Consider the following 24,343-nt stretch of genomic DNA (forward strand, 5'->3'; position numbering starts at 1 on the left):
GTATGTAAAAAACTTATCAGCTTTCTATCAAATACACCATCTGGAAAAAACGCGCATGCGTGTTTTCAAAACCTATTAACTAATTTGGTGTAAGTGTATATGATTGATTTTAAGTGGTTTTGATAATTTCAGATTAAAAAAATGCGCAAACTAATGAGGTTAAAAACGCAAAAAGCTACTTAAATTAGAATATGAATGTATACCCATCCAGTTCCGCTCACTCATGAAGAGGCGCTAAAAACAGGGTTAATAAATAAGAACTGTTAGGGCAAGTAGTTCGTCAATTTTCGATTCACTAAACGAGTGCTAGCAAGCTTTGGGGGACTTCTGCGTTACGAAGTGCCACCCACGAAAGTTCTGGACAAAACTTAGTTAGTGTAATAACACTAACTAAACCTCAATAGATTAGAAAAACTATCTTGAAACCTTAAACGCTTGCTATGTAATTTTTTGCCAAAATGGTCTATTTATATATAGGTGCGTAGACTCTACTGACTGTTCTCTCGGAATTGAATTTTGATCGAAGTAACTAACCCAAAAAGTTACCGTTTTAAAAACATAATCAGTTAAAGTCATCTCTGTACCATCTTCAAATCGGACAAGGTAGCTAGGTCTAGCTTGACCTTCAGATTCTCTAAATTCTTTGTCATTAACTGCTTTTTGCAACTTTTCAGGAATGTTTTCACCAACACAAAACTCAACAATATTTGCTGTTTGTGTTTCTGATTCTTTAAGTTTAGGTTGATAGAGTTCAATACCAAAATGTTTAACCGAGTTGGCAATATCTTTCGCAATTGCTAAATAAAGTTCCTTATCCCACTGCTGATTTAGCTTCTTTTTTTTGGCTTGTTGGCCTTGATAGTTAATGCACCAATCACGAATTGAATGCGCAGTGACTGAAAAATTGAAGAAATGATCTGTTATATTTTCAGGTTCTTCTTCAAACGTAATCCTGTTCCCCTCGCGGATTAGCTTAAGAAGCATATCCTTGGGTTCCGAGATTCTTTGTATAAATGACATATAACCTCCTATTCAACTTATTCAACGCCCAGTTAAGGTGAGCGACGAAATACCAAATATGCTGCATAAATCTTAAGCACATTAATCAACGCACAGTGAAAATGCCACGCGTGCCGAATCATTCTTGAACAACTGATATCGATGGCACTGACACCCCACCGAAACTGCTAGCTTTTAGAGGCTAGCTTAGTTTGAATATGATCTAAAAATTTTGCGCTATCTCCAACATATCTGACGTAAACGTCAACATAGTTGGCATCAAAATGTTGTAGCAATGTGAGAACCTCAAAATACAGACCAGACTGATTTAAGTACTCACCAACTTTAGGTGGCAACGGAGAAATAACCTCTTGGTCTCTTTCAAAGTTGTCAAATTGACTACCTGTTTCAATATCAACAAGGTAGTACTTTGTACGTTCATCATCACTTAAATGTGTCATTTAAAATGTTCCTCCTTTAGAACACGGAGTAATAGTGGTATAAGTTGCATGTCAATGTGTATAGAAAGCAGACTAGGATTCGTGAGGAATCCCCCCTTCAGATATGTTTCAGTAGGGCAAACTCGTATTGACAGGATATGTATAAACAAAAGTACTAACGAACACGTGCTATTAGCTCAGCAACCCATTTAGGTACGCTACCGCCCCCACGTTCGCAAAATTCCGTGCCCCTCATCTACCCAGCATAGCTGCATGCAGAACTGTAAACACAGTGCAATCACAGAGATGTGCGCTCATTAACAGAATTATGGGAATACGAAGTGATTTGAGTACTTTAGGGTTGCGGGTCTAACAAAATTTGGGGCAAAAAATCATTCAACCGCCCCCATATCCAGCGCCTTTTTGATCGTCGCTTTCACGTACTCCAGCTGCGAGCCATACTGTTGTTCCCAGGCTTTAGGATCATGGTGGAACTTCTGGTGCTCACTGGCCAGCATGGGCATGGTGAACAGGTCGTGGGCTTTACCCCCCATCTTGCCTTCACCGTGCCCGATGAGGTGGTGAGCGACTACGGGGTCTAAATCACTGCCCTTTCGGCCTGTCACACAGCAAGGCAAAGAACGGACGAATTTTAGATAAGCTTCTGACTTCCAGGTATTCGCTTTGGGTCTGGCCATGAACATTGCTGGTGGCTCGGCATCTACCTCCAGCTTCTTCACTGGCTTTGCCAAACGTTCGACCAGATCAGAAACCGGTTCAGCGTATCTGGCATTGGTCGAGCGTTTCGCCCCAAGTCCAACTCGCTTGTGTGCTTCTTCCCGCTTGAAAACGTCATCCAAAAAAGCATCTGGCAGGTGTGGGTAGACTTCATGCCTGACGGCCCACCAGCAAAGTTCTGCGGGCGTTAAAGCATGCTGGATTCCTAAGCCAAGTTGCGAAGCCACAGCACTGAGCGCCCAAAGCAACACGTTTCGTTTTGCCAGTTGTTCACTCTTCTTGCCTTGGGAACGGCGTGCTTCGTTGTCGTGATGCCAACAAGACCGAACTGCACCGCCGGCACATTCTGTAATTGTCAGGTTCTTATCGCAGTAAGTACCGTCACCCAGCTGGCAGTGTTGAATCTGATTCATCCAGAAGTTAAACCCATTCCCTAAACGCTTACGAACCTCAGGATGATTGAAGAAAGCGATTAACCGATCGTCATCCACCAGCGAACTGCTTTTGGTTGCCTGGATAGGCTGATTTAGCTTACCGCTCGGGACATTCACGAAACTTTCCGGCAATGGCATCACGACGACACGATTGCTGCCCAATTCCTCGACGAAAGATTCCAGCAGTTTGGTTCCTGGCTTGAGCATCAGTAAACCCAGCTCTCGATGTGGAAATGCCTGTAACACCAGCACTGTGTTAAACCTCCGCCAGCCACAGCTTGTTGCTGTGCCCTGTTTGTTCGTTGTTCGTCATCTGAATATTCACACCAGCCTTGCGGGCCTTGTCCACCAGCCGGGCCAACACACACACATGCACATCCAATTCTTCACACAGCTCGACAGGGCTCCATAGCTTCCGGCGTGACGCCATCAAACAACGAAGATCCTTTTCACTTGCCATGTTTGCCTCCCAGTTGATCAACGAGTTCCTGCCGCTGACGAGTCAAGTTTTCAATCCGGCGCTTACAGGATTCAATTGCCTCCTGCGTGGCGTTCCAGTCAATCGCACGCAGCATCGCCTGATTTTCGTTGTTAATCTCAAGCTCCAAATCGCGGATATTGTTTTTCAGTTGAGTTCGCTCATCCGGTTTCGGTTTGGCAGCAGGTTGAGCCGATACAGCCACAAAGCCCTTGTCCTGCTCGCGTGCCAACCAGGCATTGATGAATTTCCGGATCCCGGATTTCGTCTTCCGGCGCTGAGGGTTCGCAATCAGCCAGCCAATCATGTTCCGGAACTGCTGCTGAACATCCACAGCTGGATACAACTCAGAAAGCACTGTCAGGTCATCCTGATGAATCGGGTACATCGACTTGTCATTCAAAATCAATTCAAAAACTGGCTGCTGTTCGTCGGCATCGAGCTTGCTCGGTGCATTCAATGACGGATCTTCTATTGGTGGATCTATTGATGGTTTATAGCCGGATTCCGACCTACCCCCCGTCGAAATCTGACCTACCCCCTCAGGCTGTTTCGTCTGTTCGAGATTCGAACGTTCAAATTTCGAATGGACGAAATTCGTCTGTTCAAAATCCGTCTGTTCATCCGCAGTCTTTTTCAGTAGCAGAACCGGCAACTGGTACTGATTGTTTGAACGAACCAAACGGCCAGTGTCCGCCTTCTTGAAACGGTTCTTCTTGAACAGCCAGCCACCCTGCTCCAGTTTCTTGAGCGTGGATTTCACCGTAGTTGGTGATACGCCTGACTTACGGGCAATTGTGTCGATAGAGGGCCAGCAAATGCCCTCATCGTCTGAATGGTCAGCCAAGCAAAGCATGACCAATTTGTCAGAGCCCTTGAACAATGGGATATCCCACACGTAACTCATGACCTTAACCGACATGCTCTACCTCTTCTTTCTTCAGTGTCCACAATGCAGGACGCTTAATGCGGTTGCCTTTATCCCAACAGACCCACGCGTATTCAGAATTATCTGAACCCTTGTGAACGAATGAAGGACGCGGCGTAAGGATCAACAAGTTCGTGAAAGGAAACTTTCGCCAGAAATCGGCACGGCCTTTACTGCCCAGCCAGCTCAGTCGAAGCAGAAAACACATGGTCCCATCCACGGCTAGATCACGATTCATGGCTGTTTGAATAAATTCCAGAGCAAGGCTGAATGGTGGATTCGTGATGATGACATCAGCCGACATATCAATGGAGTTATCCAGATAATCTACGCCATCTGTGATTTCTGCCCACTTAATCATGTTTCCAACAGGCAGCTCATTTGTGATCCGCCCATCTCCCCGGCAAGGCTCTGCAATCACATCACCTTCTCTAAATTCGATACATTCAAGCAGCGCTTTCACACACCAAGATGGTGTCGGATAAAAGTCTTTTTCAATTCGTGCTTTTGCCATCACACATTTCCCTCAAATACCGCTTTGGCCAGCTGGCGACAGATTTGTACCGGCTGCCCTTTTACCACCATGAAGTAAACAAACTGGTGGCCCTGAATCCGGGCCTTCAAATTGGTCTGACGCTTACCTTGTGATATTCTTTTCATCAGTTTTGCCTCGCAGTGAAACTATCGGCTTCTTGCAGTTGCCGCTGCTTGAAGCCACCCCAATCTCTCCTTCAACGACAGCCAGTTGACGTTCACATTTCTTCATCAGCAAGCGCAGCTGCTCAGCTTCATAATCACGCGAACTCTGAAACTGCTTATCCATCACTCGAAGGCTGGATTGAGTCATTTGCGCGACCTGTTCGACGGTTACCCAAAACTGTCCATTCATTACACGTTCTCCCCGTATACGGCATCCAATGCATTCATTGAAGTCTCAAACACAGCCATATACTGGCGCTTAATCTCGGTGATCGCTTTACGCTCTACTTTGTCGATCTTCCCATCCACCAGCGCTTCAGAGATCGTTTTATCCAGCAGGCCCTTCACGCCATTTAGTTTCAGCTGCAGTTCAAACAGCTCTACATTGTCCAGGTCAGAAACATTTGGCATCTCAACCACCAGGTGCCCGGTTTGCATCGCGAAGAATTCAGCAATATACGGGGTGTTATCCAAGCTCGCGATCAACGCAAGCTCATCAACCGTGAAGAACCGGGAGCCCTTCTTTTCGTAAAGATGGTTATTGAAGCTATCAACCGACATACCCAGCATTGCTGCAACGGCTTCCCGTCCACCTGTCACGTCCTGAATTGACTTTGTGACCATCTCTTTCTTGTTCACCATTTCCTCCTGAGGTTGGTAGTTTTGTTTAATTGATTTGGGTGCGAAGCTTTAATCATCGAGGAAGCTTGAGTAAATCAGCTTTCTTGTATTTTCCAGCAGACAAGGATTCGATCTGGCCTGCGTAATCAGTTTCTCCGGTGAAATCAGTACGAGGTAGGCAACCTCGCTCACACCACTTGTAAACAGCTCGCACTGAAACACCACATTGTTCAGCAACTACCTGAAACCCAATTGAAGAGATAACTTCCTTTAACATTTTCGACCTCACAAAATGAACATTTGGTACATGTTATGACGGAACTGATAGTACATGCAAGTAGTTATAAGATTGAACTAATGGTTCAGAATGAAAAAATGCGTGAAGAGTTTTCCACAAGGCTTGCGCAGGCCTGTAGTAAAGCTGGAATAGAAGAGCATGGTAGAGGGGTCATCATCGCTAAGCGATTAGGTGTCACCCCGAAAGCCGTTAGCAAGTGGTTAAACGCTGAGTCGATGCCAAGACGAGACAAAATGTCTGAACTTGCTTCATTTCTCGGTGTGGATCTCTATTGGCTACAATTTGGTGATGAATCCCGAGATGCTTCTCTTTCTAACGTTATCCCAGTAGTCGGAGTACCAACAGACTACCGTTCTGAATTTCCAGTCATAAGCTCAGTGATTGCCGGAATGTGGACTGAAGCTGTAGAACCTTACCCTTTAGAAGAAATAGATACGTATTTGCCAACAACAGAACGAGTAAGCGAGCGTTCCTTTTGGTTGGAAGTAAAAGGCGACTCCATGACCTCAGGTGCTGGTATCAGCTTTCCTAGCGGGACGATGATCCTAGTTGACCCTGAAATCGAACCAGAAAGTGGCAAGCTCGTTGTGGCCAAACTCACAGATGTAAATGAAGCCACATTCAAACAACTCATCATTGATGCGGGACAGAAGTTTCTCAAGCCTCTCAATCCTTCATACCCCATCATGCCAATCAATGGGAACTGCAAGATTATCGGTGTCGTAAAAGATGCGAAGTTAAAACTTTTCTAGTACCAAATTCTCAAGAATGAACCGCCACTCGGCGGTTTTTTTTCATCTCAAGAAAATTAATGAACTTTTAGTTCTTTACACAAACTGAACTTATGGTACATTTTTATTGTACTTTCAGATGACATGTAAGGAGCACAAACATGAACAACCACGAAACCTTTATCGCCGATAACATCCGCAAGAAGCTACTGCTCGAAGGCTATAAATCCCATCAGATCGGCATGGCCGTTGAAGCCGGTATCCGCCATTACCATTCTGGCAAAGCCAAAACTGGCCAGATCTTCAAAGAGTGCCTGGACCATGCCCGTGCCTACCTGAAACGCAAAGCGGCATAGGTGACACGATGACAGCGACTTACGAAACTCAGCACGGCGCTGTTACTGTCAGCGCCCCTTACTTCAGCTTCATTCTATGCAGAGAAGTTATCAGCCTGACGCTTATCAAAGACGGAAACCAAGGCTGGGGAGTATCCAAAGAAATCCGGGCCGATACCGAGATTTCACCCGAGTTATTCCAACTTTTCGCGCTGGAAGCGAGCCGTTTACTCTGACTATGACTGAGAGGTGACCTATGAGGCATATCCCACTGAAAGACTGGGCAATCGAGCATTTTGGCTTTGCTCCATCCGCTGCAACCCTTTCCACTTACGCGAAAACCAAGCAAATTTCACCAACGCCAGTAAAGTTTGGTGGTAAGTGGATGTGTGTTGAGGATGCTAAATTTATCGGGCTCGTAAAATCAAATCATGAACCAATAACAGATCCACTCGTCGCAAGGATTTTTAACGATGGCTGCGCGTCCACGTTCTCATAACATCACAACCCCTAACCTTTACCAGAAACTGGATAAGCGCTCTGGGAAGGTTTATTACCAGTACCGTGATTCTCGCTCAGGCAAGTTTCACGGTCTGGGCACCGACAAGAACCGCGCAGTGGCCGTAGCTAAAGAATTGAACCTGCGAATTTCAGAACAGCTGGTTGAGCAGTACCAGCATATTCTGGATGTAAACCCAGCCAAGGTCGCCAAGAAAGGGATTAGCACCAAACAGTGGTGTGAGAAATATATGGAGATCCAGCAAGAACGCCTGGATGCGGGTGAGATTGCTTTAAACACCCTCAAGAACCGAAAACAAGCTGTCAAAATTCTACTCACGCGATGTAAATCCATCGGTATTAAAGAACTGAATACAAAGACGCTTGCCGCAATTATCGATGAATATAAGAAGAATGATAAACCCAGAATGGCTCAAACTATCCGGGCTATTTGGATTGATGTCTTTAAAGAAGCCCAACATGCAGGTGAAGTGGAATCAGGCTACAACCCTGCATTAGCGACAAGAAGCCCGAAAGCAGAAGTTAAACGCAGTCGTCTACGTGAGTCCGACTGGGAACCAATTATTGCAGCAGCAAAATCCACAAAGCCCCCATACGTCGCTCATGCAATGATGTTGGCGCTAACAACTGGCTTACGGCGAGAAGACATTTGCAACCTAAAATTCAAAGATGTTCGCGATGGCTTCCTTTACGTTGCTACAGGTAAGTCCAGAGGAAAAACAAAACTGGCCTTTCCTTTGAACCTAACCAATCCCCTACTCGGCATTAGCCTTGAAGAGATCATTTCCATGTGCCGAAGTAATGTAGTAGCGCCTTTCATTCTTCATCAGAAAAAACGTTTACAGAGAACGCAGCCAGGTGACCCAATCAAAGCCAACCGTCTCTCACGCCACTTTGCTGAAGTAAGGGACAATACTGGCCTCACTTGGGAAGGTGCCCCCCCATCCTTCCACGAACTCCGATCTTTAGCAGAGCGGACCTATAGCAAGATGGGGATTGATACTCAGCTCCTGCTGGGCCACCGTGACCGCCGCATGACGGATAAGTATGCCGACATCAGGGGGGCTGAGTATGTGGTTGTTGGTGGATAGGTTCTTACTGCTGGTCAATGAATCAGAATTGCCCCAAAATCATTCAGCACTCGAATCCTGACCACTTTACCATGTCAGTTCTTGACCTACTTTTCCTAATAACAGATTATGTGCCTAGTTGAGCATTTACATAAGTAGCAATTTGTGAGTGCAAGGAAGAATAAGACCGATAAAACAGTATGTTACTGTTATGTATCTTTAAATTCTTAAAATATTGTAAAGACAATGTCTCCTGAAAAGACACTATTAGATAAATTGGAGAAGCTTGGTGGAATATACAAGAAAAAATCGTGTTGGTGATGCAGGTGAATACTATTTTGCTTACCATGTAACTCAAGAGTTGAGATGGCCTTGTCGATTATTAGATGTAGATTTGGGAATTGATGCTCAGATTGAAGTTCTTGATGAACAGCAGAGAGTTACAGGTAAGTTTGTGCTAGCGCAGGTCAAAACGACTAGTAATGGGGCGAGATCAGTTTCGATTAAAAAGAAACATTTTGAGTATTGGGGGGCAATTAAAGAGCCTGTTATTCTTGTATTCGTTGATCTTGATTCACAAGATGTGTTCTATAAAGCAATGACTAAAAGTTATATAGATGCAGCATTGAATAAATTAATAGGCGATAGTTTGTCAATTAAATTCGATTCGTCTGATACCCTTGATTTATCAAGTGGTTCGGCTCTTAGAAAACTATCGTTAGTTGACCCAATAAATATTTATATAAAAAAGTATAAAGAAATAGAAATATCACTAGATAAACTCGATAACATAATTAATTGCAGGTCAAATGACTGTGCATGTGATTGTTTGTGTGAACTAAAATCTCGTGATGACTTCGAGCTTGGTCTTGTTGAGTCGATAGTTGATGACATTCGTAAAATTCGAGACAAAATATATGAAATAGAAAAGCATGTATTTAAACATCAAGATATCCATGATGAAATAAAACCTCTTGACAAGGAGGTTAAAAAACGCTATGCACTTGCTCAAATTAAAGTTGAGGACCTTGTAAAAATAACTGATGCTGCTGAACAACCATATGGTATTGAATACACTATAGGCGAGTTGGAGCTAGATGAGTTATAAATTTAACTAATAAGAAATGCAATGGATGCATATAACGTATGATATTCTTGATTTGAGGTTATTTGTTCGCTGTAATAATTGTGTTAATGCACCATTGAATTAGACGTTATGTACTTGGAGGAAAAATGGAAGATGTAATTCAAGCAATCAAAACACAGATTGAAAATACGGAAGTCGGTAAAGATGTAGTCATCAGTTTTGGTGGAATACCCACTATTATCGATGTTGAAATGACCTTTGTGGGTGGATGGCTTATAAAGCAGGAAATTATCCCTGGTAAAAAACTTGTATTTACTAAAGGAAGTGGTGATTCGCTTATAGATTTGACTATCACAATTAGACCGTATGAAGGTTTAAGTTAGTTAGTTAGTTAGTTAGTTAGTTAGCTAGCTAGTGCAAGTATAGGGCAACGTATATAACAAGAGATCAAGGCTTCAACCTACTTTTACTAATCAGACAGAAACGTTTTAGAACATCAGCTTTAACACGTTTCTGTCCAATTTCGTTTTACGTATTTACTCAAAATAACACCCACGTCAAAAACCGAAAGATAAAAAGTTACACTGTAACCAAAACTCACAATACTTTGCACTTGGTAATCGCTCGCGAGAACTTACTGTCATTTTGGAGGGAAAGTTTTGGAGGGATTTTGGAGGGAAATTTCAGATAAGAAAAAAGCCTGTAAAATCAGGCTTTTCAGATCACTTGGCTACGAAGTACATATCCTTCGCGTAAATGTTTCCCTTGGGGTTATTGCTCGGGAAACCTTTGAGATTACTTTTCACCAGCCGGGTGTGGTTGTAATGGTATATCGGCATCACGGGCATAGATTGATCCAGAATTTGTTCGGCCTGACGATACAAGCGATAACGTTTCGTTTCATCCTGTTCATCAGAAGCACGTTTCAGCAGCGTATCAAATTGGGCATCACAAAAGCCGGTTTCATTGTTCACATGGTGACAAGTGAAACTGTTGAGCACGGAAGAAGGCTCCGCGTAATCCCCAAACGCATAGGAGCGTGCAACCGTATAATCTCCGGCGGCCTTGGCTGCCAGATAGGCATTCCATTCCATATTTTCCAGCGCGACCTGAACCCCTAAAGTTTTCCACATCGAGGCAATGGCAAGCGCCAGCTTCTTATGATTTTCACTGGTGTTGTAGGTCAAAGTCACTTTCAGCGGATTCGACGCGCCATATCCTGCTTTGGCCAGTAACAGTTTTGCTTCACTGATGCGTGACTGATGTGTCTGTGTCTGGAAGGCAGGCGAAAAATTGGTGTAGTGCGGAATAATATCCGGCACTACGGAAAACGCTGCAGGCTCGCCCTGCCCTGTGACTTTTTCTACCAGCACATTTCGATCAATCGACATGCTCAGCGCGCGTCTGACATCAGGATTATCAAACGGCGGCTGTTTCGTATTAAAGGCGTACACATAAGAGCCCAGCAAGCGTAGTGACTGAATCTGTTCCGGACTTTCTTTGAGGAGTTTCTGATAATACTCAAGCTGAACCCGGTTCGTCATGTGGATCTCACCGGCCTGATAACGCATCATTTCGGCATTTTGTGAAGACAAAGCCAGATAAGTCACCTGATTGATCACCGTATTCCCGTTATCCCAGTAACGTGGATTTCTGACCACTTCAACGCTCTCATTCGGTGTCCACTGCTTCAGCACATAGGCACCATTCGAGACAAAATGCTCCGCCCGTGTCCAACCATCACCATAAGCTTTCACCTGATGCTCTGGCACAGGAAAAAACGTTTTGATGCTCATCAGGCTGAGAAAATACGGCGTCGGTTTACTGAGGCTGACGACGAGCTGATATGGGTTTGGTGCGGCGACGCCCAGTTTTTCAGTGGATTGCTGTCCTGCGAGAATGGCCTGCGCATGCTCAATGTTTGCGGTCACCAAATTGAAACCGCTATTGTTGCCTGTGGACGGATCGACTGCCCGGCGCCAGGCAAATACAAAGTCCTGCGCGGTAAGTGGCTTTCCATCTGACCATTGCAAGCCTTTACGCAGCTGGAAAGTATAAGTTTTTCCATCCGGTGAGACCGTCCAGGATTCTGCTTGTCCCGCACTCACCTCTCCCTGCAGGTTTTCAATGACCAAACCTTCGAACAGATCATTGACGATGACATCGCCAGGACTGCCCGAACCCACGAAGCCCGGATCGATGGTGCCCGGCTCAGCGCCATTTGCCCGAACCAATTGCTGCTTTTGGGCTAATGAAACACCTTCAGGGACTGTGGCAGCGTGCGCTGGTGACAATACGGCAGTCAATGCCAGGCTGAGGCTGGAAACGAATCGTTTATCCATAATGCAAAATCCTTTTGACGACAGGCTTTTTGTGAGCAGAAAAATTGTGTATCGCAGATCAATAAGGAAGAACGGATGGGAAGTAAAGAGAAATGATGCCAGACCCACAATTCTGTGATGTCTGGCATTCAGAGCGATTGGGCACTCAGTTATTTCGGGATATTAAAGTTTTTGTCGTTCAGGCACGTAAATGTGTAGTAATCCGAACGCTCATTAAAGTGGCTAAACCCTTTCCCCTGGCAGTAAGCGCCATTCAGCTCATTCATCACGGTCAGCGTCTGCTGACTCTTGACTGAGAAATAGCTGTCATTGTCACAGACGACCCGGATCTTGCCATCATCTCCCTGAGAGAATGACTGTACTTTTGCTGCACACAGCGAATAACTGACATCAACAAAGTCATTGGCTCTCTCGTCAACCGAGGCACTACAACCTGCAAGTAAGACCGCTGAGACTGCAGCGAGACTAATTAAGGCTTTCACGATCATCTCCTCTCAAAAATACCTCAGTAAGATTGTAGTGCGACCATAAATAAATCGCATTAATTAATTGCTGATGAATCAAAAATAAGTCACATGTAATCATAAATTTAGTCAATTCTAATATTGACTAATCTAACTGCGAAACGGAGGTAAACGCCTTAATTTCCCCCGCTTCGATGAGAAAACAATCCATCCCTGCCGCAAGTGCAGCCTGTCGACCCAGCGCGGTATCTTCAAAAACAACGCATTGATGCGGAGACAGGCCCATTTGCCTTGCTGCTTCCAAAAAAGTATCTGGATGGGGTTTATGGTTTCGGACATCATCTGCAGTGACGAGCACATCTAATGAAGGCAAAATATCCGTCACGGTCAGCAATTCAAGTGCGTTGCGCTTTCGGCAACCCGTGCCGACTGCAATTTTCTTATCGCCCCGGTATTGCATTAACAGACCGTAAGTCACCGGGATCACATCCCCTTTGTGAGGAAGTTTTTCAAAAAGTTTCCATTTGGTGTCTGCGACGGCTTCTACATCATGATTCAACCGGTATTTCTCATTCATGAGCCCGGCCGTTTTAATCGTTGGAGAGCCACCAAGGCTCAGGAGCCATTCCGGCTCAAAAGGAATCTGAAATGTCTGACACGCTGCATGCCAGGCATCCAGATGGGCAGGCATTGAGTCAATCAACGTCCCATCCATATCGAAAATTAACCCTTGATATTGAGACAAATCCATCTTTCTCCTCCAGCAAGTCACAGATGCCATATTGGCTTACAATGACTGCGGAAATCCAGCGCTGTTTCACCTGTACAGCATGAAGAGCTACTCAACCTCCATGACAACCAGTCCCCACTTCTCGGCAATTCGATCGAAAAAACCCTGCGTTTTCTTCAGCTCAATCCAATGATTGATAAAGTTAATCCAGACCTGATCATCTCTGGGCATTAACATCGCGAGCGGGGTCGCCCGACGCATCCCCTGCACATGAGGCACCGCCAGTTGCGGAAAACGGCTGGTCAGTGTCGCGGCTTCTATATTGGACGTCACTATCACGTTGGCACGGTTCGATAAAAGCTCCTGATAAGGCTTTCCGCTTTCCAGTACTCGCTGCCTGGCTTTTGGAAAAAATTCCTTCACCATGGTTTCTTCGACCGAATTCTGGCGCGAAGCAACAGTCACGCTTGCCGTGTTAAAATCAGCCCAAAACCGGAATCGGCTTTGATATTGTTTCTGGGTTACCGGCACAAAGGCCAGATAATAGTAAGGCTGACTGTAGCCGACAATCTTTGCCCGGTTAATATTCAGTGCAGCACTGCCCGTCAGATCATATTTTTCCGTAACGATGCCACTGACCAGAGCTTTCCAGTCTGTCGCCACATACTCGACCGTGACGCCAAGATCCTTGGCTAACTCCGTGGTGATATCAATATCGTATCCTTTGTAAAAGTTTGTGGCGGGATCTCGCATCGTCATCGGGCCCCAATCTCCAGTCGTTCCTACGCGCAGCACCCCTCTGTCGATCACTTTCTGTAAACGGCTTGATGCCGCATGTGCCTGATTCAACAAAACAAAGCTCATGAGAAGAATAGGAAGAACGCGCTTCAGGAAAAAGGTGAATCTCATTGGGACACCCCCGAATACTACGATGCATTTTGATTTTCTTTTGAATAAAGATAGCAGTGTCTGGATGAGATTTTGCGCTGGGGTTGTATTTATTTGTGTATCAGTTTTGACATTGATGGAAAAAAATCAGAACTTGGTTAAGTAATCAAACATTGTCTTGTGGATGAGAACCTAACGGCAAAAAAACTGCACTACCGGGTAATGCAGGAAAAAGAGAATAAAAAAGATTGAATATTACCCATGTCTCTGTAACGGATATTCAGTCTGTTTGCCCGATTCAATTATGATTCAAATTATGTTTCCGCATCCGAAACTCACCGGGTGAACATCCCATATGCTTTTTAAAGACCCGTGAGAAATAAGAGACATCCTTAAATCCCGCCGAGTTTGCAATTTGAGAGATTTTTTCACGATCAGAACTCAGTAATCCGCAAGCCAGGTCCAACCGTTTCTTGATGATATACTGCTTCAGCGTCACCCCCATAATGCTATGGAATAAACGTGAAAAATAAGTGGGAGAATAATGACACGCGTTGGCCAGATCCTCTTCACGTAAGGGAGAGCTGAGATTTTCATCAATGATCTTTAACGCAGGTCTGATTGACATTTCCCGGTTTTCGAATCCAGGCTCGACATCAGACTCAACATGATGTGTATGCAACCGGCTGAAACATTCCTCCAGATCTTGTCGGCTCGCATTCGCCGACAGGACATCTTCGCCACCAGCTCTCAAAACATTCAGAGCCAGATTTCCATCCAGATTATGATACACAACAACCACCTTGGCTGCCGGGAAGCGACTTTTCACAGCGCGCAAAAGTTCAAATCCTTCTGATGTCGAGTCAATGACCTCAAGAAATATGAGTTCCTGCCCAGTCATTGATGACAATAACTCGTAAGGCGAGATCTCGACGACTTTGTGCGAAAGCTTCAGGTTTTCTTTCGCTTCAACCTGTTTGTCATGATGACTACTGCTGACCCAAATCACACATTCACCTTCAACTGCTAGTGTCATATTCCCATGCACAGAAATACCATGCGCATGAATGGCGGTTGACACTCCTTGTCGATGAATAAATTTTAATGATAAGAATTCGTATGAATATCAGGGCAAAAATGTATTTACATAAAATAATTAATGTTCAAAAAACTAAATAAATCCAGCCAGCCTGATTTGTTTCAAATATAAGTATCAATTTATAAAAAGTCTGCTATGAGTAAGACATCAATCAGTTGGAATCGTTCGGACAAAGCGAAAAGCAGTTTTCTTATCACGATGCATTCTATGGAATTGGCTTTATATCACAAACAAGTCTAACTTTTTCAAATTCAAATCATGCTGAAAAAAATTCTCAAGCACAAAAAAGTCTGACAGTTCTGGCCAGAATGCGTGTCATTTTTCAGGAATAACTTGAAATTCAAACACAAATGATTTGTGACTTACTTCAGATAACCTGTGAGTTGCTGGTACAAATCGAAACTGCTGTCTTCCAGCCAGCATTCAGAGATTTGCCCCTCTTCATGCCGAAATTGAATCATACCAGTCATTTGAATCACTTGCTTCTTCCCCGGAATACTGAGCCAGCCCCCCTGGTATTGTGCCTGGCAGCGATACCGGACCACCGTCAGTGGCGGTTGACTGATGACGTCTGCGATAGAAAAGGTCAGAGACTTAAACTTTTGGCGCCAGAGCTGAAGATAGGTCAGATAACTGTCATGTGAAATCTGCTGCCTGCGGCCACCCGGCAAATGAAAGGTAAATGGATCCGCCACGTTGGCGCTCAGACTGGCACTGCTGGCATTGGTCCAAATCTCCAGAAACCAGGCATCGATCCATGCCATGGTTTCCTCTTCAGCCACAGTGCTGCTTAAATTGAACGCCATAAAGATCCTTTCCCACGATGCCATCCTGTTCATGGCATCAAAAACATCGTCTCAATTTATCCTAGACCCGTGTCGGATCCTATGCCGGAGATACCGAATTCAATATTTTCTTCGCTCAACATCAAATTTACCCACGTTAGTGTTCAGCAAACTGCCGCTCCCACTGCAAGCTGAGCAGATCAAAATCCTGCCGGGTTGATTCCGGTACAGCGTCTAAAAATGGCTTTGCCTGCTCCAGATAGAACAAAGCTTTCTGACTGTGTTCCAGCAAGATATGGTGATGGGCAATCAGGACAAGCAAGTCCACAAAAACACTTTTATCATGACTCTGGCTTGCCTGAGGCAACATCGACTGGAAGATCATCAGGCTGACTTCCGGTGTGTTCGCAGCCATAATCTGCGCCAGATCCGGCCGGCGCGTTTCTGAGGTTGTATAACAATAGGTTTCGATGGGATCCGCCCATCCCCACTGACTCAATAGTAAAGCGTAAAAGACAATCCAACACCGGCAAAAGTTCTTCATCGACAGTTTGATGCTCCAAACACAAATGGCTCATCTTTATCACCTGTTTATCCTCTTGCCGAGGTCTTTTAGCCGACTTTGTATCCAACTTATCACATAACAGGTAACAGTAAGCTAAATTACACCAAACTTTTGCATACTGTCAGCATTGTTAAGATAGCCTCCCACGATTCGATTAGGACATATTCAAACGGGACAATACAGCCTGAAAGTAACTCAGGCTGGGAATATGGAGCTGATGACTGAGCTTTCTCCCGACAGCCACAAAGTCATAGCCCAGTTCCTGAGAGGCCCGGTGATTCCACTCCCCTTCAGCAAAAACAATCCGTCGTTTAAATGTCATGCCTGTATCCTGCTTTGCCCGAAAGGCTGCCAGCGCCATAATCTCGGTCCGGCTTGTCGCATCTGAGGACGATGCAAACGTCATCCGCCCCACATCAATACCCACAGCTTGAAGCTTCATACGACTGGCGGACGCCCAACCGCTGCTGGTAATGGCAATATGTGTATCCTGTCGCTGTTTCATCTGCTCCAGGAACTCCCGGCCGCCGCACATCAGGGAGGCGCGCTCAGGCAAAGAATTTAGCTGCTCACTCAGATATGACAGATACTGTTCTTCGACCTGTCTGTGAACCATCGAACGGCTCGTACTTGTGGGAAAATGAAGCAAGATTTCATCCAGCAGCGCCGGATCGGTTTCAACCCTTTCCTGATAACGTGATTTATCTAAAGTAATGCAGAGTACCGCTTCCACTGCCCGAACAAAGCAGTCTCTGTCGATTTCTTTGAAATCCACCAATGCGCCATCGACATCAACTAACAACAGATTCATCAATTTTCCTTTATCCCGGACATCTTCAATCAAGGCACACAGCATAGAATGTAAAAAAAATGTTTCAACAACAAATTTGTTAAACATGATTACTTCTTAAGAAAAGTCATGCCTTTACCATAAGCTTCAATACACTGATAAGCCACGCTGCTCTCCAGCTTGCTGGCAGAATTATCCGTGATGACAAAAACTTAACACGGTGTTTTCTTAGCAGAATCCTGAATTCTTTCCCACAATTACCCCGTTCACCTGATTTTTGCGTGAACGGCATGTGAGCAAAACAACGATAAAGGATAATCCTCATGAAAGGATCAACAGACCGTCGACGTTTTCTACGTCTGACCATGGCGGGCATTATTGGTCTCACCTTAGGTGATCAGGCTTTAAGGCGCCAGGCTCTGGCCAGTGAAGAACTGCCTCACTTAGCTGAAGATAATGCACAAGCTGCCGCACTGAAATATACCCATCAGTCTCCTCAGGAAGATCAACACTGCGGTAACTGTATGTTGTTACAAGGTAATGAAGGTGATGAATGGCGTCCGTGTTCAATTTTTCCGGGCCACACTGTCAATGTGAAGGGATGGTGCTCTGCCTGGACGGCAAAACCTGCGTAATCAACAAAAAAGCCCGTTCTGCGGGCTTTTGTTTGCGAACGAAGCGCAGACAATTTGAATCAATAGAACGGAGAAGAGAAGATGAATGGAGGCGCGTCCCGGAGTCGAACCGAGGTCCACGGATTTGCAATCCGCTGCATAGCCACTCTGCCAACGCGCCTAAATTGAAGCTTGTCTCAGAAGACGTTGCGCATTATCCAAATCCTGACAAGAAGTACAAGTCTTTTCTCGTTGTTTCGGCTTAACTGATTATTCTTACAGCAATCAAGCCACCTTGTGTAAATACCTCAAAAATCAGCTCAGTGGAAAAACAACCCCATGCGATCCTGCAACTGGACCTGCTCTACTTTCGTGGCAAACGTTCCCTCAAGACACGGCACGGTCATCACCTGATCCGGGCTTCCCTTCGCGACACAAGAACCACTTTTCAGCAATAGAACCCGGTCTGCATGTCTCAGCGCCCGGTTTAAATCGTGATTCGCCATGACAATCGCAATCCCCTGCTCAGACAGATAAGACAACAATCGATACAAAGCCGCTTCCTGACCAATATCCAGTGCCGTTGCAGGCTCATCCAGCAAAAGTAAGCATCCTTCCGGATTCAGTGATGGCCAGATTTGAAGGCATGCCGCCGCGATTCTGACCCGCTGCCATTCCCCACCCGACAATTGCTGAATATGCCTTGTCAGCTTGTCCGTGATGGATAACCACGCACTGACCGCCAGAATGGCCTGATGAATCATGTCTGAACCAGGCTCAGGTAACGCAGAAACAGACAGCTGCAGATACTGATACACACCCACAGCGAAGCCCGGTTTGTCCTGCTGAGAGAGATAACTGCGATATCTGGCCATATCTGCCAGATTCATCTCAGTCAGTAATGTACCCGCCAGAGTGACTTGGCCATGACAGGGAAATAAGCCAGACAGACACTGAATAGCCGTGCTTTTCCCGCTACCGTTTGGCCCGATAAAATGAACGACCTCACCCCGGCGAACGGAAAAACTCAAGGGCAATAACCGTGGCGGCATTGCAATGTTCTCTGCCTGCAGAATAGTTTCCGTATTGTTTGTGATTGTCATCCGGTTTACTCCACCTGTGACCGTAGCAACATCCAGATAAACACAGGTGCTCCCAATGTTGTCGTGACGACACCCACAGGTAATTCTGCAGTTGGGAGTGCTACACGGGCAAGAACATCAGCAACAGCCAGCAGTAACGCGCCAAAGCCTGCGGACAGAGGGAGCAAGAATCGATTCTCCGCCCCCAAAGCCAGTCGCAGTAAATGCGGAATCACCAGACCAATAAATCCAATCACGCCCGCCAGCGCCACAGAAGCCCCGACAAGCAATGCGATGACCAAGATCAACCGCCAGCGTAAAGCCGGAACATCCAGTCCGAGCTGACGAGCATGAATGTCGCCCAGCATCAGCACGTCCAGCTGTTTGCCACGGGTACAAAGCCAGACCAAGGCAGGGAAAAGTATGAGCAATACACTCAAATGCGACCAGCTCACGCCCCCCACACTGCCCATCAGCCAGTACATCAGTTGCCGCTGACTGAGATCATCACTAAAATAGAATGCCCAAGTCACCACAGCGCCCGATAAAATGCCCAGCGCAACACCAATCAGCAACAACCTTGTCGTCGATACCCGACGCATCCGCGCCAAACTGACCAGGAGAAAGGTAAAAACAAGCGCCCCTCCCATAGCAACCAGCATGGTCAGCCAGGGACCGGGAACCCAGGGTAAAAGAAAGAGTAAAATGACTAACGCCAGACTCGCTCCGCCTGAGATCCCCAGAACCCCCGGTTCAGCAAGCGGGTTTCCGAGTAACACCTGTAATACAGCGCCTGAGGCCGCTAACGCAGCCCCAATAGCCATTGCCGCGATCAAACGTGGCATACGGAGCTGCCAGAGCAACTGCTTTTCCAGCTCTCCCTGAGGCATCCAGGGCAGCATCCAAATTTCGCCAACCGACAGAGACAATAAGCCGCAGATCACCAGTAAAATTGCGACCAGCCAGAAACTGACTTTCCATTTCCATTGCCGCTGTTGCAAGGTACGCTCTAAGTGCATGAATTTGATTATTTTCGATGGATGAACTCAGAGGGGAAACATACAGTGTCTAGCATAAAATGAAAAGCAAGCCGTTTCCGCTGGCTTGCTTTTTCAGTGTGACGCTTAAAATAACGGAGATGAACTCAGATTTTGGCGATCACCTGATCCGACAGTTCAATCTCGGCCTGTTGCACCAAAAGACAGGCGCGCTGCCCCAAAGCAACATTCGGATTTGGAAATACCACGGACTCCCCGCCTTTCGCAGCAATAAAGGTTTCACCAGCATCCGAGCCCAGTAGTTCACCTTCCGGGAAGTAGGTGAAATTGGCCTGATTGGCCGGAAAGGTAAATGAAAAGCCCTCTGTTCGCTTAGTTAAAGTCCGTGTCACCCGATAGACACAGACTTCTTTGTCGCCATCGTAGGCTGCCAGGGCATCTTTTGAAACCAATGCCAGCATCGCCTGATGAAATGCGTCCAGGCGCTGCAAGTCATTTTCCCCAAAACGGGCGACCCGGCCCAGCTCCATCGTCAGTGCCTGAGCGCCATAATAGTGCGCGCTGTACCAGCTGAATGTCGGTGAAGCCGAACCTGAAAGCATCATGGCTTCGATTTCAGCATGATGCAGGAAATTAAAGAGCGCCAGACCCCGGGTCTTCTTCTCACTGTATGGGCTGACTGCAAAGGTATAGTGCGCAGAATCGCGAATCGCACTGTGTAAATCCAGATGCCAGCGCTCGGCATTTGGCTGCGGTGAATTCTGATAAAAATCATCCACGGCTTCCATCAGGCGGTTCGCCTGAGTGCGATCAACATTGGTTTCTTCATTCACACCCGCGAATAGCCGGTTCATGTTTTCATCAATAAAACGGGTGTGCGCGTTAATTGCCTGCGGGTGTCCAATCATGAGTAGCAAACGGTGTTTGGGGACCAATTCGCCCAGCATGATTTTTTTAACCATCTTCTGAAGAAGCTCGATTGGCCCAGTTTCATCACCATGAACCCCAGAAGAGAGAATGATATCTTTGCTGTCAACTGACAGCGAGGGGGGCGTCACGGTCAGCACACCTCGTGCGATTAAATTGCATCGAACGCCATTGTCCAGTTGCCACTGACCTGCTTCAAAAGGTGCTGAAAGATCCAGTGTTGCAGAAAGGAAATCCCCTTGTTGAACAGCCGCTAGCAAAGTCATTGAACCTCCTCGTCCTTGCCGTGTGATTTTCTTGAATTTGGGTTTTATGCATCAAATGCAAATAAATAACCAAGAACACCAAAAATTGACATAATTTCAGCGAAATAAACTGCATTCACTATACATCTTGGCTACATAGTTTCAACAACATCTTGGGTTGAACGGTGAAGAATGGGACAACAGGAAGGTCTGGACGCTATGACGCTGGATACGAAGGGGGAACAGTGCATACGCACAAATGAAAAACCCAAGTAAGTATATCCCTTACTTGGGTCTTTAGAACTTAAACCGCTTACTTTTCGATTTTGATATTCTCAACGCGTGCTTTAAGCTTCTGGCCCGGGCGAAATGTCACCACTCGACGAGCCGAAATTGGAATATCTTCACCGGTTTTCGGGTTTCTTCCAGGCCGCTCATTCTTGTCACGCAGATCAAAATTACCAAAGCCAGATAATTTCACCTGTTCGCCACTTTCAAGTGCCTTTCTGATCTCTTCGAAGAAGACTTCCACCGTATCCTTGGCGTCCCGTTTGCTTAGTCCCACATTCTCAAACAGGTTCTCAGCCAAATCGGCTTTTGTGAGCGCCATAGATAACTCCCTCAAGACTATGTTGAACGATTAGTAAGCATATCCGAATATGCTTACTGCGAATTAGCCATTATTAGTCAGGTTTCCCACTATGCATTTAAATGCATTATAGACGTCACATCAGCGGCTGACCTTAACTAGTCACAAGTTTATGCCAACTAGCTGATTTTCGCCAACTTTTTTAGGTAAACTTATCGTCAAACCCTTGATTTAAATATACCGAAAAAGCATGACAACATGCATCTGGTTGTGCTTAAACTTGCAATCCGACAACAATAAATGCCAAAAAAACCACCCACACCAGTTAAAACGACTGATAAAGTTAAGTGTATAAGGAATTTTTACTATTTATCAGAATCTTAGCTTTCTCTGGAAAAAAATCAAAAAAAAGCAGCCATCACGGCTGCTTTTTCATCAATTTCAAATGAAATACAGAAGCTTAGTCACGTAAGCTTGCGCCAAAGCGCTCACCCAACACTGCGACGATTGCTTCAACTGCTGTGTGAATATCGGCTTCTTCCAGGGTACGCTCTGCAGATTGCAGAGAAAGTGCGATCGCCAGGCTCTTCTTCCCTTCTTCCACACCTTTACCACGGTACACGTCGAACAGGTTCACATCAGTCAGCAGTTCACCGCCGTTCATACGGCATGCTTCAACAATGTCACCCGCGGCAATTTCTTCTGCCACAACAACAGCGATATCACGACGGTTGGCCGGGAACTTAGAAACCGGTTTTGCCTGCGGAATCGCACGGCATGCAATAGCTTGCCATTCGATTTCGAAAACAATAGTGCGACCATTCAGATCGAACTTACGCTCCAGCTCCGGATGAACTGTCCCGATAAAGCCAACTTCTTTGCCATCGATAAAGATTGCAGCAGACTGGCCCGGGTGCAATGCCGGATGCTTCGCAGCCTTGAAAGTAAAGTCAGCATCTTTTGAAGTCAGCTCCAGAACCGCTTCCAGATCACCTTTCAGATCAAAGAAATCAACGGTGTTTGTCGCGATGTCCCAATGCTCTTCACTACGGGTACCGGCAATCACACCAGCCAGCATGGTTTCCTGACGGATGCCGTTTTCAGCAGATGCGTCCGGAATAAAACGCATACCTGATTCAAACAGACGAACGCGTGGCTGCTGACGCTTCTGGTTGAACGCAACCGTGTTCAGCAAGCCAGGCCACAAGCTCAGGCGCATTGCAGACATTTCAGCAGAAATCGGGTGCGGCAGAATGATCGCATCGACATCCGGCACAATCAGTTTCTGTTGCTCAGGCTCAACAAAGCTGTACGTAATTGCTTCGTGGTAACCCCGGTCAACCAACAGATCGCGAACACGCTTCAACGGCTGATTGGCTTCCTGATGCAGGTTCATGCTCAGGGCAGCAACAGGTGACTGCGTCGGGATGTTGTTGTATCCGTAGATACGGCCAACTTCCTCAACCAGATCCTCTTCAATGGCCAGGTCAAAACGCCAGCTTGGTGCGACCGCACGCCAGCCAGAATCTGTCGGCTCAACAATACAGCCCAGACGGCCCAGAATTTCCACGACATCTTCGTCAGAAACAAAGTGGCCCAGCAGGTTGTCCAGCTTGGTGCGGCGCAGAATAATGCTGCGCTGTTCCGGCAGATGCTGTTCAGACTCTGCTTCAACGATCGGCGCAACGTCACCACCACAGATTTCAACCAGCAGCGCAGTTGCCCGCTCCATCGCTTTCGTTTGCAGCGCAGCATCAACACCACGCTCAAAACGGTGTGACGAATCCGTATGCAAACCATAGCTACGGGCTCGGCCACGAATCGCATCCGGTGCAAAGAAAGCACACTCCAGCAGAACATCTTTGGTGTTTTCGCTCACACCCGAGTGCTCACCACCAAAAATACCCGCCATGGCCAGCGCTTTAGACTGATCCGCAATCACCAGCGTGTCGCTGTTCAGTTCAGCTTCAGTCCCATCCAGCAGCGTCAGTTTTTCGCCCTGCTCTGCCATGCGCACAATAATGCCACCGTCGATCTGATTCAGATCGAACGCATGCATTGGCTGGCCCAGCTCTAGCATTACGTAGTTGGTGATATCAACAATCGGATCGATCGAACGAACACCACAACGGCGCAGTTTTTCCTGCAGCCACAGCGGAGACTCTGCTTTCACGTTCACATTACGAACAATGCGGCCCTGATAACGCGGGCAAGCTTCCGGTGCTTTGACTTCGATGGAGATTGTGTCGTCAATCGCAGGCGCAGCCACGTCGAATGCAGGTTCAGTCACCGCGGCACGGTTCAGAACACCCACTTCGCGCGCCAGACCGGCAATACTCAGGCAATCGGCACGGTTTGGTGTGAGATCAACATCAATGATGACATCGTTCAGGCTCAGGAATTCGCGGAAATCCGTGCCGATCACAGCACTTTCCGGCAATTCCAGAATGCCATCAGAATCCACATCAATGCCTAATTCAGAGAAAGAACACAGCATACCGTGTGAAGGCTGACCGCGCAGTTTCGCTTTTTTGATTTTGAAATCGCCTGGCAGAACAGCGCCCACAGTCGCCACAGCAACTTTCAGACCCTGACGGCAATTTGGTGCGCCGCAGACGATATCCAGCAGTTCTTCTTCGCCCACATCAACTTTAGTGACACGCAGTTTGTCCGCATCCGGGTGCTGACCACATTCAACAACCTGACCGACTTTGACACCGGTAAAGCTGCCTGCAACAGGGTCAATACCATCAACTTCCAGGCCCGCCATGGTGAGCTGGTGAGCTAGTTCTTCGCTGTTGTTCGCAGGATTCACCCACTCGCGTAGCCAAGATTCAGAGAATTTCAT

Annotated in this window: 30 protein-coding genes and 1 tRNA gene; 8 read left to right on the forward strand and 23 right to left on the reverse strand. The window is 46.4% G+C overall.

The window, feature by feature from the left end:
- Positions 1–438: 438 nt before the first annotated feature.
- The 9 genes from Q4579_RS17085 to Q4579_RS17130 all read right to left on the reverse strand — a co-directional run bounded on the left by Q4579_RS17085 (position 439) and on the right by Q4579_RS17130 (position 5,358).
- Entirely contained in the window at positions 439–1,020 is a 582-nt protein-coding gene (locus Q4579_RS17085; protein ID WP_303565856.1) for a hypothetical protein, read from the reverse strand.
- A 167-nt stretch (positions 1,021–1,187) separates the two neighbouring features.
- A complete protein-coding gene (locus tag Q4579_RS17095) occupies positions 1,188–1,460 on the reverse strand; it encodes a hypothetical protein (RefSeq protein WP_303565857.1) in 273 nt (90 codons plus the stop codon).
- Positions 1,461–1,831: 371 nt separating this feature from the next.
- Complete coding sequence (locus Q4579_RS17100; RefSeq protein ID WP_303565858.1) at positions 1,832–2,863, reverse strand: DUF968 domain-containing protein; 1,032 nt, start codon at positions 2,861–2,863, stop codon at positions 1,832–1,834.
- 4 nt (positions 2,864–2,867) lie between these two features.
- Entirely contained in the window at positions 2,868–3,071 is a 204-nt protein-coding gene (locus Q4579_RS17105) for a hypothetical protein (RefSeq protein WP_303565860.1), read from the reverse strand.
- Positions 3,061–4,011 (reverse strand): helix-turn-helix domain-containing protein, encoded by a 951-nt coding sequence (locus Q4579_RS17110; protein ID WP_303565862.1) that lies wholly within the window; start codon positions 4,009–4,011, stop codon positions 3,061–3,063. Before Q4579_RS17110 ends, Q4579_RS17105 begins: the two co-directional genes overlap by 11 nt.
- Positions 4,001–4,531: a DNA methyltransferase gene (locus Q4579_RS17115; protein WP_303565863.1), complete on the reverse strand. Its 531-nt coding sequence runs from the start codon at positions 4,529–4,531 to the stop codon at positions 4,001–4,003. The genes Q4579_RS17110 and Q4579_RS17115 overlap by 11 nt, the downstream gene beginning before the upstream one ends.
- On the reverse strand, positions 4,531–4,677 hold the full coding sequence (locus Q4579_RS17120) for a hypothetical protein (protein ID WP_303565865.1): 147 nt from the start codon (positions 4,675–4,677) through the stop codon (positions 4,531–4,533). Before Q4579_RS17120 ends, Q4579_RS17115 begins: the two co-directional genes overlap by 1 nt.
- Positions 4,655–4,906, reverse strand: a complete 252-nt coding sequence (locus tag Q4579_RS17125; RefSeq protein ID WP_303565867.1) for a hypothetical protein — start codon at positions 4,904–4,906, stop codon at positions 4,655–4,657. Before Q4579_RS17125 ends, Q4579_RS17120 begins: the two co-directional genes overlap by 23 nt.
- On the reverse strand, positions 4,906–5,358 hold the full coding sequence (locus Q4579_RS17130) for a YmfL family putative regulatory protein (RefSeq protein ID WP_303565869.1): 453 nt from the start codon (positions 5,356–5,358) through the stop codon (positions 4,906–4,908). Before Q4579_RS17130 ends, Q4579_RS17125 begins: the two co-directional genes overlap by 1 nt.
- A 291-nt stretch (positions 5,359–5,649) precedes the next feature.
- Between Q4579_RS17130 and Q4579_RS17135 the strand changes: the two genes are divergently transcribed.
- The 7 genes from Q4579_RS17135 to Q4579_RS17160 all read left to right on the forward strand — a co-directional run bounded on the left by Q4579_RS17135 (position 5,650) and on the right by Q4579_RS17160 (position 9,760).
- Complete coding sequence (locus tag Q4579_RS17135; protein ID WP_303565871.1) at positions 5,650–6,387, forward strand: LexA family transcriptional regulator; 738 nt, start codon at positions 5,650–5,652, stop codon at positions 6,385–6,387.
- Positions 6,388–6,527: 140 nt separating this feature from the next.
- Complete coding sequence (locus Q4579_RS17140) at positions 6,528–6,722, forward strand: hypothetical protein (protein WP_303565873.1); 195 nt, start codon at positions 6,528–6,530, stop codon at positions 6,720–6,722.
- Between the two features lie 8 nt (positions 6,723–6,730).
- On the forward strand, positions 6,731–6,937 hold the full coding sequence (locus Q4579_RS17145; RefSeq protein ID WP_303565874.1) for a hypothetical protein: 207 nt from the start codon (positions 6,731–6,733) through the stop codon (positions 6,935–6,937).
- A gap of 20 nt (positions 6,938–6,957) precedes the next feature.
- Positions 6,958–7,200, forward strand: coding sequence for an excisionase (locus Q4579_RS23090; RefSeq protein WP_368502002.1), 243 nt, complete (start codon positions 6,958–6,960; stop codon positions 7,198–7,200).
- Positions 7,175–8,311 carry a phage integrase Arm DNA-binding domain-containing protein gene (locus Q4579_RS17150; RefSeq protein WP_303565875.1) on the forward strand — a complete coding sequence of 379 codons (1,137 nt, stop codon included), beginning with the start codon at positions 7,175–7,177 and terminating at the stop codon, positions 8,309–8,311. Before Q4579_RS23090 ends, Q4579_RS17150 begins: the two co-directional genes overlap by 26 nt.
- 268 nt (positions 8,312–8,579) lie before the next feature.
- Entirely contained in the window at positions 8,580–9,398 is an 819-nt protein-coding gene (locus tag Q4579_RS17155; protein ID WP_303565876.1) for a DUF4365 domain-containing protein, read from the forward strand.
- Positions 9,399–9,523: 125 nt separating this feature from the next.
- The gene (locus tag Q4579_RS17160) at positions 9,524–9,760 is read left to right on the forward strand and encodes a hypothetical protein (RefSeq protein ID WP_303565878.1); all 237 of its coding nucleotides are present in this window, start codon (positions 9,524–9,526) and stop codon (positions 9,758–9,760) included.
- A 339-nt stretch (positions 9,761–10,099) separates the two neighbouring features.
- Here Q4579_RS17160 and Q4579_RS17165 read toward each other — a convergent pair whose 3' ends face one another.
- From Q4579_RS17165 to Q4579_RS17200, 8 genes are all read right to left on the reverse strand, one after another.
- A complete protein-coding gene (locus Q4579_RS17165; protein WP_303565880.1) occupies positions 10,100–11,719 on the reverse strand; it encodes a peptide ABC transporter substrate-binding protein in 1,620 nt (539 codons plus the stop codon).
- A 149-nt stretch (positions 11,720–11,868) separates the two neighbouring features.
- Positions 11,869–12,201, reverse strand: coding sequence for a hypothetical protein (locus Q4579_RS17170; protein WP_211649141.1), 333 nt, complete (start codon positions 12,199–12,201; stop codon positions 11,869–11,871).
- A gap of 127 nt (positions 12,202–12,328) precedes the next feature.
- The gene (locus tag Q4579_RS17175; protein WP_303565882.1) at positions 12,329–12,934 is read right to left on the reverse strand and encodes a beta-phosphoglucomutase family hydrolase; all 606 of its coding nucleotides are present in this window, start codon (positions 12,932–12,934) and stop codon (positions 12,329–12,331) included.
- Between the two features lie 87 nt (positions 12,935–13,021).
- On the reverse strand, positions 13,022–13,777 hold the full coding sequence (locus Q4579_RS17180) for a transporter substrate-binding domain-containing protein (RefSeq protein WP_303565917.1): 756 nt from the start codon (positions 13,775–13,777) through the stop codon (positions 13,022–13,024).
- Positions 13,778–14,099: 322 nt separating this feature from the next.
- On the reverse strand, positions 14,100–14,882 hold the full coding sequence (locus tag Q4579_RS17185; protein ID WP_303565884.1) for a DNA-binding response regulator: 783 nt from the start codon (positions 14,880–14,882) through the stop codon (positions 14,100–14,102).
- Positions 14,883–15,262: 380 nt separating this feature from the next.
- On the reverse strand, positions 15,263–15,706 hold the full coding sequence (locus tag Q4579_RS17190; protein WP_303565885.1) for an ester cyclase: 444 nt from the start codon (positions 15,704–15,706) through the stop codon (positions 15,263–15,265).
- 136 nt (positions 15,707–15,842) lie between these two features.
- A complete protein-coding gene (locus Q4579_RS17195) occupies positions 15,843–16,229 on the reverse strand; it encodes a hypothetical protein (RefSeq protein WP_303565886.1) in 387 nt (128 codons plus the stop codon).
- A gap of 175 nt (positions 16,230–16,404) precedes the next feature.
- Entirely contained in the window at positions 16,405–17,061 is a 657-nt protein-coding gene (locus tag Q4579_RS17200; RefSeq protein WP_303565887.1) for a haloacid dehalogenase-like hydrolase, read from the reverse strand.
- Positions 17,062–17,363: 302 nt separating this feature from the next.
- On the opposite strand from Q4579_RS17200, the gene Q4579_RS17205 reads away from it, so the two are divergent.
- Positions 17,364–17,675: a high-potential iron-sulfur protein gene (locus Q4579_RS17205; RefSeq protein WP_303565890.1), complete on the forward strand. Its 312-nt coding sequence runs from the start codon at positions 17,364–17,366 to the stop codon at positions 17,673–17,675.
- 86 nt (positions 17,676–17,761) lie between these two features.
- Here the strand turns inward: Q4579_RS17205 and Q4579_RS17210 are convergent.
- From Q4579_RS17210 to pheT, 6 genes are all read right to left on the reverse strand, one after another.
- Positions 17,762–17,835, reverse strand: a tRNA-Cys gene (locus Q4579_RS17210).
- A 139-nt stretch (positions 17,836–17,974) separates the two neighbouring features.
- Positions 17,975–18,757: a vitamin B12 ABC transporter ATP-binding protein BtuD gene (btuD, locus tag Q4579_RS17215; protein ID WP_303565891.1), complete on the reverse strand. Its 783-nt coding sequence runs from the start codon at positions 18,755–18,757 to the stop codon at positions 17,975–17,977.
- Positions 18,758–18,762: 5 nt separating this feature from the next.
- Positions 18,763–19,755 (reverse strand): vitamin B12 ABC transporter permease BtuC, encoded by a 993-nt coding sequence (gene btuC / locus Q4579_RS17220; RefSeq protein WP_303565893.1) that lies wholly within the window; start codon positions 19,753–19,755, stop codon positions 18,763–18,765.
- 125 nt (positions 19,756–19,880) lie between these two features.
- Complete coding sequence (locus Q4579_RS17225) at positions 19,881–20,927, reverse strand: succinylglutamate desuccinylase (RefSeq protein WP_303565894.1); 1,047 nt, start codon at positions 20,925–20,927, stop codon at positions 19,881–19,883.
- Positions 20,928–21,219: 292 nt separating this feature from the next.
- Positions 21,220–21,516, reverse strand: a complete 297-nt coding sequence (gene ihfA, locus Q4579_RS17230; protein ID WP_211649160.1) for an integration host factor subunit alpha — start codon at positions 21,514–21,516, stop codon at positions 21,220–21,222.
- A 439-nt stretch (positions 21,517–21,955) separates the two neighbouring features.
- Positions 21,956–24,343, reverse strand: a complete 2,388-nt coding sequence (pheT, locus tag Q4579_RS17235; RefSeq protein ID WP_303565895.1) for a phenylalanine--tRNA ligase subunit beta — start codon at positions 24,341–24,343, stop codon at positions 21,956–21,958.

Source organism: Photobacterium sp. 1_MG-2023 (genome assembly GCF_030547945.1).
GTDB lineage: Bacteria > Pseudomonadota > Gammaproteobacteria > Enterobacterales > Vibrionaceae > Photobacterium.

Excerpts from the sequence above, each read along its gene's own strand:
- Q4579_RS17105 (WP_303565860.1), bottom strand. The coding sequence starts at position 3,071 with ATGGCAAGTGAAAAGGATCTTCGTTGTTTGATGGCGTCACGCCGGAAG.
- Q4579_RS17120 (WP_303565865.1), bottom strand. The coding sequence starts at position 4,677 with ATGAAAAGAATATCACAAGGTAAGCGTCAGACCAATTTGAAGGCCCGG.
- btuC (WP_303565893.1), bottom strand. The coding sequence starts at position 19,755 with ATGCACTTAGAGCGTACCTTGCAACAGCGGCAATGGAAATGGAAAGTC.
- Q4579_RS17140 (WP_303565873.1), top strand. The coding sequence starts at position 6,528 with ATGAACAACCACGAAACCTTTATCGCCGATAACATCCGCAAGAAGCTA.
- Q4579_RS17195 (WP_303565886.1), bottom strand. The coding sequence starts at position 16,229 with ATGAAGAACTTTTGCCGGTGTTGGATTGTCTTTTACGCTTTACTATTG.
- Q4579_RS17225 (WP_303565894.1), bottom strand. The coding sequence starts at position 20,927 with ATGACTTTGCTAGCGGCTGTTCAACAAGGGGATTTCCTTTCTGCAACA.
- btuD (WP_303565891.1), bottom strand. The coding sequence starts at position 18,757 with ATGACAATCACAAACAATACGGAAACTATTCTGCAGGCAGAGAACATT.
- Q4579_RS17125 (WP_303565867.1), bottom strand. The coding sequence starts at position 4,906 with ATGAATGGACAGTTTTGGGTAACCGTCGAACAGGTCGCGCAAATGACT.
- Q4579_RS17110 (WP_303565862.1), bottom strand. The coding sequence starts at position 4,011 with ATGTCGGTTAAGGTCATGAGTTACGTGTGGGATATCCCATTGTTCAAG.
- ihfA (WP_211649160.1), bottom strand. The coding sequence starts at position 21,516 with ATGGCGCTCACAAAAGCCGATTTGGCTGAGAACCTGTTTGAGAATGTG.
- Q4579_RS17115 (WP_303565863.1), bottom strand. The coding sequence starts at position 4,531 with ATGGCAAAAGCACGAATTGAAAAAGACTTTTATCCGACACCATCTTGG.
- Q4579_RS17085 (WP_303565856.1), bottom strand. The coding sequence starts at position 1,020 with ATGTCATTTATACAAAGAATCTCGGAACCCAAGGATATGCTTCTTAAG.
- Q4579_RS17135 (WP_303565871.1), top strand. The coding sequence starts at position 5,650 with ATGACGGAACTGATAGTACATGCAAGTAGTTATAAGATTGAACTAATG.
- Q4579_RS17175 (WP_303565882.1), bottom strand. The coding sequence starts at position 12,934 with ATGGATTTGTCTCAATATCAAGGGTTAATTTTCGATATGGATGGGACG.
- Q4579_RS17150 (WP_303565875.1), top strand. The coding sequence starts at position 7,175 with ATGGCTGCGCGTCCACGTTCTCATAACATCACAACCCCTAACCTTTAC.
- Q4579_RS17180 (WP_303565917.1), bottom strand. The coding sequence starts at position 13,777 with ATGAGCTTTGTTTTGTTGAATCAGGCACATGCGGCATCAAGCCGTTTA.
- Q4579_RS17190 (WP_303565885.1), bottom strand. The coding sequence starts at position 15,706 with ATGGCGTTCAATTTAAGCAGCACTGTGGCTGAAGAGGAAACCATGGCA.
- Q4579_RS17145 (WP_303565874.1), top strand. The coding sequence starts at position 6,731 with ATGACAGCGACTTACGAAACTCAGCACGGCGCTGTTACTGTCAGCGCC.
- Q4579_RS23090 (WP_368502002.1), top strand. The coding sequence starts at position 6,958 with ATGAGGCATATCCCACTGAAAGACTGGGCAATCGAGCATTTTGGCTTT.
- pheT (WP_303565895.1), bottom strand. The coding sequence starts at position 24,343 with ATGAAATTCTCTGAATCTTGGCTACGCGAGTGGGTGAATCCTGCGAAC.
- Q4579_RS17165 (WP_303565880.1), bottom strand. The coding sequence starts at position 11,719 with ATGGATAAACGATTCGTTTCCAGCCTCAGCCTGGCATTGACTGCCGTA.
- Q4579_RS17095 (WP_303565857.1), bottom strand. The coding sequence starts at position 1,460 with ATGACACATTTAAGTGATGATGAACGTACAAAGTACTACCTTGTTGAT.
- Q4579_RS17160 (WP_303565878.1), top strand. The coding sequence starts at position 9,524 with ATGGAAGATGTAATTCAAGCAATCAAAACACAGATTGAAAATACGGAA.
- Q4579_RS17130 (WP_303565869.1), bottom strand. The coding sequence starts at position 5,358 with ATGGTGAACAAGAAAGAGATGGTCACAAAGTCAATTCAGGACGTGACA.
- Q4579_RS17205 (WP_303565890.1), top strand. The coding sequence starts at position 17,364 with ATGAAAGGATCAACAGACCGTCGACGTTTTCTACGTCTGACCATGGCG.
- Q4579_RS17200 (WP_303565887.1), bottom strand. The coding sequence starts at position 17,061 with ATGAATCTGTTGTTAGTTGATGTCGATGGCGCATTGGTGGATTTCAAA.